Source organism: Streptomyces sp. NPDC096040 (assembly GCF_040303265.1).
Lineage (GTDB): Bacteria > Actinomycetota > Actinomycetes > Streptomycetales > Streptomycetaceae > Streptomyces.
The window spans coordinates 46,355-54,889 of the sequence record NZ_JBEOTA010000043.1; the positions used below are offsets into that span (position 1 = coordinate 46,355).

5 protein-coding genes and 1 pseudogene are annotated in these 8,535 nt (G+C 69.5%); 4 read left to right on the plus strand and 2 right to left on the minus strand.

Going from position 1 to position 8,535, the window contains the following annotated elements:
• Positions 1-256 precede the first annotated feature (256 nt).
• The gene (locus ABTY98_RS37565) at positions 257-3,100 is read left to right on the plus strand and encodes a glycoside hydrolase family 3 C-terminal domain-containing protein (RefSeq protein WP_352225625.1); all 2,844 of its coding nucleotides are present in this window, start codon (positions 257-259) and stop codon (positions 3,098-3,100) included.
• Between the two features lie 446 nt (positions 3,101-3,546).
• Positions 3,547-3,666: an SDR family oxidoreductase gene (locus tag ABTY98_RS37570; protein WP_352225626.1), complete on the plus strand. Its 120-nt coding sequence runs from the start codon at positions 3,547-3,549 to the stop codon at positions 3,664-3,666.
• A 560-nt stretch (positions 3,667-4,226) separates the two neighbouring features.
• Here the strand turns inward: ABTY98_RS37570 and ABTY98_RS37575 are convergent.
• Positions 4,227-4,871, minus strand: a complete 645-nt coding sequence (locus tag ABTY98_RS37575; protein WP_352225627.1) for a dihydrofolate reductase family protein — start codon at positions 4,869-4,871, stop codon at positions 4,227-4,229.
• Positions 4,872-5,316: 445 nt separating this feature from the next.
• Between ABTY98_RS37575 and ABTY98_RS37580 the strand changes: the two genes are divergently transcribed.
• Entirely contained in the window at positions 5,317-5,895 is a 579-nt protein-coding gene (locus tag ABTY98_RS37580) for a hypothetical protein (RefSeq protein ID WP_352225628.1), read from the plus strand.
• Between the two features lie 143 nt (positions 5,896-6,038).
• A pseudogene (locus tag ABTY98_RS37585) lies at positions 6,039-6,185 on the plus strand (IS110 family transposase); the annotation flags it as partial.
• 1,408 nt (positions 6,186-7,593) lie between these two features.
• Here the strand turns inward: ABTY98_RS37585 and ABTY98_RS37590 are convergent.
• Positions 7,594-8,421 (minus strand): JmjC domain-containing protein, encoded by an 828-nt coding sequence (locus tag ABTY98_RS37590; RefSeq protein WP_352225629.1) that lies wholly within the window; start codon positions 8,419-8,421, stop codon positions 7,594-7,596.
• Positions 8,422-8,535 lie beyond the last annotated feature (114 nt).

Consider the following 8,535-nt stretch of genomic DNA (forward strand, 5'->3'; position numbering starts at 1 on the left):
GCGATGCTCCGACCGATTCACGGGCTCTCGGCTGGCGAGCTGGTAGTCGAAGCGCTTCGATGTTGCTGCGAGGTTAAGTGAACACGTTGGGGTGCACAAGGGTCGCTTCCAAGATTCCTCCGAGCCGTTGGAGATGACCTCTTCGTATGCGCTGCTTGAAATTACGGTGAGCGTCTCTTGACACTCGACGGTGCGCCGAATGAGCATCGAAGCGCTTCGAAAGCGCCTCGTCGCTCCATCGCAAGGGGAACCGCACGTGACCGCACAAACGCCGCCTACGCCGCCTTTCCGCGACCCGCATCTGCCGTTCGCGAAGCGCATCGACGACCTGCTGGCACGGCTCACCCTGGACGAGAAGGTCTCCTTCCTGCACCAGTTCGCACCCGCCGTGGAACGCCTGGGCATCGCCGCCTTCCGTACCGGCCAGGAGGCCCTGCACGGGGTCGCCTGGATGGGCCCGGCGACGGTGTTCCCGCAGGCGGTGGGGCTCGGCGCGACCTGGAACACCGATCTCGTACGCCGGGTCGGCGAGGCCGTGTCCAAGGAGGTCAGGGCGATGCGCGCCCGCGACGACCGCGTGGGCCTCAACGTCTGGTCGCCGACGGTGAACCTGCTGCGCCACCCGCTCTGGGGCCGTAACGAGGAGGGCTACTCCGAGGACCCGAAGCTCACCTCCGCCATCGCCACCGCCTACACGCACGGCCTGCGCGGCGACCACCCGCTGTACTGGCGCACCGCGCCCGTCCTCAAGCACTGGCTCGCCCACAACAACGAGACGGACCGCGCCACTTCCTCCTCCTCGGTCCGACCGCGGGTGCTGCACGAGTACGATCTGCGCGCCTTCAAGGAGACCGTGGAGGCGGGCGCGGTGGCCGGCGTGATGCCCGCCTACAACCTGGTCAACGGCCGCCCCAACCACCTCTCCCCGTACCTGCGCGAGCAGCTGCGCACCTGGACCGACGAGGACCTGCTGGTCTGCTCGGACGCCGGCGCGCCCAGCAACCTCGTCGACCACGAGCACTACTTCGACACCCACGAGGAAGCCACGGCGGCCGCCCTCCTTGCGGGCGTGGACAGCTTCACCGACCACGGCACGGACGGTTCGCAGATCGTCTCCCGGGTCAAGGGGGCCTTGCAACAGGGCCTGTTGACCGAGGCCGACATCGACACGGCGGTGCGCCGCCAGCTCTCTGTCCGCTTCCGTCTCGGCGAGTTCGACCCGCAGGACGACCCGTACGCGCGGACGTCCGACTTCGACACCCCCGCCCACCGCGCCCTCGCCCAGGAGGCGGCGGAGCAGGCGGTCGTCCTCCTCAAGAACGACGACGACCTGCTGCCGCTCGCGCCCGACACCCGGATCGCGGTGGTCGGTCTGCTCGCCGACGAGTGCAAACTCGACTGGTACAGCGGCACGCTGACCCACCGCTCCACCCCGCTGGAGGGCCTGTACGAACGGTTCGGCGCGGAGCGTGTGGAGTTCGCGGAGGGCGTGGACCGGGTCCGGCTGAGGCTCGCGGACGGCACCTTCCTGCACGTACCGCCCGCCCCCGAGGCCGCCGACGAGGTGCGCGGCACGGCGGGCGCTCTGGACCCGGCGCTGCTGGCCGGCCGTACCGACCTGCCCCCGCTGACCACCGACGCGACGGGCACCGAACTCGCCCTCGCCGACTGGGGCGATGGCGTCCTGACGCTCCGCGCTCCCGACGGCCGCTATCTCTCGGTCGCCGACGACGGCCGTGTCCGCGCTTCCGCCGACCAGCCCGGCGGCTGGGTCGTTCAGGAGACATTCCGCCTGGAACCACACCAGAACGGTCACCTCCTCCGGCATCTCGGCACGGGTCGCCATGTCTCTGTCGCCGCCGACGGCGTGAAGGTTGCCGCCGAGAACGCGTCGATCTTCGAACTGATCATCGTCGAGCGGGGTGCGGACGCCGTCGCCAGGGTGGCCGCCGCGGCCGACGCGGTCCTGGTGGTCGCGGGCAACGACCCGCACATCAACGGCCGCGAGACCGAGGACCGTACGACCCTGGCCCTGCCCGCGCACCAGGAGCGCCTGCTGCGCGCGGCCCGGTCCGCGAACCCGAGGACGGTGCTGGTGCTGACCTCGGCGTATCCCTACGCCGTGGACGTGGCCCGCCTCCCCGCGGTCCTGTGGACGGCCCACGGCGGCCAGGCGGCCGGTACCGCGCTCGCCCGGGTCCTGGCCGGTGATGTCTCCCCCGCGGGCCGCCTCCCGCAGACCTGGTACGCCTCCGACGCCGACCTTCCCGACCTGCTCGACTACGACGTGCTCGGCGCCCGCCAGACGTACCTCTACTTCGAGGGCACCCCGCTGTTCCCGTTCGGCCACGGCCTGTCATACGCGTCCTTCTCCTACGCCGACCTGGTCACCAGGGTGGCGGACGGGACGCTCCGGGTGTCCTTCACGGTCACCAACACCGGTGATGTGACGGCGGACGAGGTGGCCCAGCTCTACTCCCGGGCGGTCGAGCCGTCGTCGGTGCGCCCGCGCCGCGAACTCCTGACCCACCGCAGGATCACCCTCGCCCCCGGCGAACGGACCGAGCTGACCTTCGAAGCCCCGCTCTCGGCCTTCGGCCTCTGGGACGTGGCGCGGGACGGATGGCGCCTGGAGCAGGGCCCGTACGACGTGCTGGTCGGCGCCTCCAGCGAGGACATCCGCCTGCGTACGACGGTGATCCTGGACGGCGCGCAGGCGGCACCGCGTGATGTCGTCTCGCGACGCGGTCTGCCGGCGGCCGACTTCGACGAGCAGTCGGGCATCGCGATCGTGGACCGTACGAAGTCGGAGGGCGACGCGGTCACGCCGAAGGGCGACGGCCTGGGTGAACTCGTGTACCGGGACTGCGACTTCGGCCAGGGGGTGACGGAGGTGACCGCGCGGGTGTCGGGCGCGGGGTCGCTGGAACTCTCCCTGGACGGCGGCCCGTTGCTGGCGGTGCTGACACTCGCCGAGCCGACGCCGGGCCCGTATGCGTACACCTCGCTCACCGCCGGCATCGTCGCCGAGGGCGTGCACGACGTCCACCTCGGACTGCGCGGCCCGCTGCGGCTGGCGCACGTCGGCTTCTCCGGTTGAGGGTCCGGAGCGGTCGGCACCACACAGAAGGGGCCCGGCACCGGAAGGCATCGGTGCCGGGCCCTTTCGGGACGACGTCGAGCGTCACGGACAACCGTATATGAAAATGGTTCCCATTGGCAAGATCCGAAGTCGTTGCGTCTGCAGTCCGCCTACGGGCGCTTCGGGGCTTCAGTCCGGGACGGCGGCGTCGACCAGTGCGGCGGCCACGGTGCGGGCGGCTGTTTCGGCACTGGGGTCGCGGTCCAGCCAGGCGCTGATCCCGGCGCCGTCGTAGAGCAGGACCAGTTGCTGGGCGAGCGCCTTCGCATCCTTGGCGCCTGCCTGCTGAGCGAGGCCGAAGAAGAGTTCGTGCAGCCAGGTCCGGTAGTCGCCGGCCGCATGTTCGACGACGCCGCCGGGCCGAGGCCCGCGACCTGTTCGACGCGCTCGCCGAGACCACCGCGATGAAGCGCGCCGCCGACCCCGCCGAGATCGCCGAGACCGTGGTATTCCTCGTCTCGCCGAAGGCCGGCTACATCACCGGCGCGACCATCGCCGTCGACGGCGGCCGCACGGCCATCTGACCCCGGCGCGCCGGACGACCGCGCCGGACCCAACTGGCCGCTCGGCAGGAGATCCTCCTCTGACCACCGTGCGGTAGACCGGATGGGCCTGGCTGAATCTCCTACTCTGGCCTCGGCAGACGCTCTGTGACGGCGTGCGGATCGACCTGTCGGCGGTCGATCGCGAACTGGTCGAAGTGGGTGGCAAAGCGACGGAGGCCGGCTACAAGGGCCCTTCGGGCTGCGACCCGTCGGTTGAGGATGTGGCCGGAGAGAGTCACGTCTTCCTGCAAGACCTGTCGTTCGCCATGAGGCGGTACGTCATGCGCGGGACCGTGCCTCCGGAGAGCCGCGCCCTTCTCGATGAGCAAATCGAAATGATCAAGGGTCTGCGTGCGCCTCAATGCGAGGTGCTGCAGCGCATCAAGCAGCTCACAGTCGTTGGCCGTCGGACGCCAGTAATGCCTCCCGTGCCCCGGACGGCGGCAGCCAGGGCTGACGCCGTCCGAGGCGCGACTCGACGGCCCGCTCAGGGCAGCCCCGGGAGCCAAAACAGCCGGCCGGGGCCAGCCCAGGACCGGTCACTTTCGCCAGAACAGGTGGTGCGTCACGCCGCTCGGGCTGGGCACCACCTCCAGGTGGAACCGGTCGAGCAGCTCATCGGGTGACTCCCAAAGTCGTAGTCCTGAGCCGAGCTTCACCGGCGAGACCACCACATGCAGGGTGTCGACGAGGTCGGCGTCGAGGAACTGCCGGACGGTCGTAACCCCGCCGCCAAGTCTGACGTCCTTGCCCTGCGCCGCCGCCCGCGCCTGCTCCAGGACAGTCGCCGGGTCGCCGTCGACGAAGTGGAACGTGGTGTCGGAAAGCGAGAAGGACGGACGCCTGTGGTGCGTCATGACGAACACCGGGGTGTGGAACGGCGGCTCCTCCCCCCACCAGCCCAGCCACTCATGGTCCTGCCACGGCCCGCGCTGGGGCCCGAACTTGTTGCGGCCCATGATCTCGGCACCGATGTTGTGGGCGAAGTCCCGGGTGAAGTAGTCGTCGAGGCCCCGGCTCCCCCCGGGGTCGGTGCGATTGGGCCAGCTCGCCGTGGCGCCGGCCCAGGCGAACAGCCTCCCGGGATCGACGTGGCCGAACGGCCTCTCAAGGCTCTGGTCCTCACCGGCACCGATGCCGTCACTCGAGACAGTGAAGTTCTGCACTCTCAGTAGCTGAGCCACGTGTTCCTCCTGTGCTGCAGACAACGGTGGTGAGACTCTCCGAGCCGGGAGAACTCATCGCTGCGTCCGTGACCGGCCAGAAACAGCGTTCGAAGCCACCCGGCCCATCCCTGCCCCAGGTGATCAGCAGGTGGCTGGCGGGCGAGTCCCAGTCCGGTGCCCGGCTTGCGGCGGGTCGCCCGCCGGGCGGATCGGTCGGAGACCAGTTCAGCGATGGCCTGATGGGGTCTTGGGGTCTCGGCGTAGGTTTCGCGGCGGCCGGTGAACCGCTGCAGGGGCCGCCACTGCTTGTATTCGGCGTTGGCCAGGAGCTCCAGCTTCCCAGCTTTCTCCCTTGCGTTCGAGTGAGGCCGACAGATGTCTCCTGAGGCACAGGGGTTCGGCCCGGTCGGCTCAGCTGATAAGAGCTGGCTCGCGCTACATGTGGTGCCTCAGAATCCTCGGCGTGGCAGAGACGGGACCTACCGAAGAAGAGACGCCGGACGGGCTGCTGGGTTGGTGCCTGGTTGCCAGCGTGGCGCGAGAGACCGCGCGCGGCGAGAGCGGCCTCGAGATCCAGCGCGGCACAAGGCACTTCGCCGCGGGCGCCCTGCTGTGGATCCCGCCCGTCCGCTGGGACCCTGGCCACGGTCGCTGGCATGCGGTGGGCCGACACCGAGGCAACGGCCGCCGGTACGTCAACATGGTCGTGCGCGCGGATGACCTGGAGAACTTCCGGGTCAAGGGTGTCTACAGCGAAGCTCTGGTGCGCAGCCTCAACGGCCACGAGCACGACCCGGCCGCCCCGCGGACTCTGCAGAACCCGTGGACGCGAGAGCGGGCCCAGAACTGGGCGGACGGCTGGAACCAGCCCCGGGAGCCCATCCGCATCGACGGCCACTCTCACCCGTGGGTCTTCGTTCCCAACCCTCCGCCGGCAGAGCTCCAATTCGACGGTGAGATCCTGCACCTCGCCTACTACGGCACCAGAGGCGCCCACTACAGCCGTACGCCCCCTCCCGTGGAATGGATCCCCGAGACCTGAGCAGGGTGTTCGAACATCAGCTGACCGACATCCAGGGCAACGTCACCGTCGAACTCGATCCCAGCAGCGGATGGGCGTGGACAGAGAAGACAAACGTGGTCACTCACGAGTGGGGCTACGTCAACACCAGCGGGGAGAGCAAGTACATCTACGATCGCAAACGAGCCGAGGACAAGCGCCACACCCAGGCCGTCCTCGCCCTCGCCCGCCGCCGCGTCAACGTCCTTTGCGCCCACCTCCGCGACGGACGGTGCTACCAGACCGTGCCGCCGGAGCCAGTCGCCGCATAGCGCACCCTGGTGCCCACCGGTGACTGCGCGGACAACCCAGTCGCCAGACTTCAGCGCTTGCGGCAGGATCAGGCAAATCGGGACAGCGCCGGGAGAGACGATGATCACCACCCAGGGAGTGAAGGTCACCTCGCCGTGCGTGACCTGTGGTGGCGTCCTTGCCCGGGACGTCGGTCAGTTCATGTTGGCCTGGTTGTAGGTGGTGGCGAGCAGCCCGGTGCCCAGCGCGGCGGCCTGCAGCACCTGCCGTATCAGTCCGGTCGCACGCGAGACCAGGGTGCCAGCCGCCATCAGCGCAGACGAACGCAGCAGTCCGCCCCTGCCTTTCGCCTTTTTTGGGGCGGCGTGCCTCCGTCCTGTGGACCGCTCTGATCGCTCGGGCCGACGTCTCCTCGATCATGAGCACAATCTACGATCCAGACCTTGCCGGCTGAAGGGGCCCCAGGCTTCGAAGCCCAGGACAAACCACCCAAGGCGCCTTTGCTGCGCGCCTGCGCGTGACCCCCACGCACCTCGACCGGTACATGGCCGACCACGAGACGGCCGGGCCCATCTGCGGCTCCGACGCGACGCCGTGCGACGGGCGCTCACCGCGGCCCAGTCTCCGCCCGCCCAATAGCGCCGGCCCCAACAGCCGCTGCCAAGGTTCGACCATCAGCCCAGGTCACCCCCATACACAGCAGAACGGCCGCAGCCCCCGCACAGTGGGACTGGCCCACCCTGCCTGACCTGGCAGTTCGCTGTGACCTGCACCCTTGTTTCCCGCCTCAGCCCGAACAGGCCCGTCTCAGCCCGCCTGAGGCCCGATCGAGGCGGCGCCGTGTTCTCGTGGGAACACGGCACGGGAACACGACTGTCCGACCGGCCCGACCTGCAAGTTCCCCGCAGCGCACCCCGGCCTTGACCAGGTGGACCGGATTGACCAGAAGCCGCTCCTGCCCAGTCGCCATCGGCGGCCTGCGCGGTAGCGCGCCCCGACGCCGAACCATCCTGTACCAAAGAGCGTGCACCAGTTACGCGGACGAGATACGGCACCAGCCAATGTTCTCGCTGGTCAGAGGCCATATAGCGGAAGGCACCCGGAACCGGACTTGAACCGGAGGAGGCGTTTGCAGCGCCGCAGGTCAGCGCCCTGACCTGGGGCTCCAACCAGGATGAGCCCGGATCAGCCCCGACAGAACCGAGCCGGGAGAGGGTTGGTGCTCCCGTGGGCGCGCAGCCGGGAGCACCCTTCCTGACCCCTACGCGTCGACGCCGAGCGCGGCGGCCTGGTGGACGGCGGCGGGCAGGGTGGCGAAGTCAACGCGCGGCATGGACGCGGTGTGATTCCTCGGGGTTGTTCCGGCTCCTGCAAGCACGCGGCCCCGGCCAGCGCAGGACCGGGGCAGCGTCGGGAGCTGGTGGGCGGTCAGGTGCTGTACTCCAGGTCAGTGAGCGCGGTGTGGGCGATCTGCTCGGCGAGCGCGGCCAGGTCCGTGGTGCGCAGGTGGTGGAGCAACTGCTGGCGGACCTCGGCAAGTTGGTTAGGCAGGGCGGCCCCGAGCAGGTCGCCGGGCCGGATCACGCGGCGCAGCTCCGGATCCTTGATGACCTGCTCCAGGAGCTGCTCCGCCAGCCAGTACGGGGTGCGCTCCCGGATGGCGAACGTCAGGTGCACGCTGTCCTTGCCGTCCTTGGGTACCAGCGGGTTGTGGATCCAGCCGCGTGGCAGCAGCAGGGACTGGCCGGGCTCCAGGAGCACCGCTTGGTCCGGGCCGCGGCGCTCCCAGTCGTCCACCCACTCCGGGCGCCACACCGCACCGGAGTCGTTGAAGGTGCGCATGGGGGCATCCACGACGGGCGCCCACAGCTCCCACCGCTTGATGCCCTCCAGTTGGACGATGACCGCCATCTGCTGGTCCCAGTGGTGGCGCAGGCCCTGCTGGCCGGGCGGCGTCATGAACGCGTGGACGTAGTTGCTGTAACCCGTCTCCTGCTGGATGCCGCGCGAGAGCCGGGCGACCGCCGTCATGCACCGCTGGAGGTTGCCCAGGCGGATGGTGTAGCCGCGCTCGTACAGGCCGCGCAGGCGGTCCCCGTCCAGGCGGCCGTACGTCGAGAACGCGTGCGCGGTGATGGACGGCACGTCGGCCTTGACGGCGCGCACCTCCTCCGCCGGCACACAGGACAGCCGGACGTGCTCCCACAGCCAATCGGCCGTGATGGTGTCCATGTCGGTGCGGCCCCGGTTGTACACCCGCGGCTCATCCGGCCACTGAGGTCTTCTCGGCAACCTGAAGGTTGCGTTGAGTAACGAGCTTGCGTGAACTGGACGGTGACCTGACGTCAGACATGCGTGAAACCCCTGGTA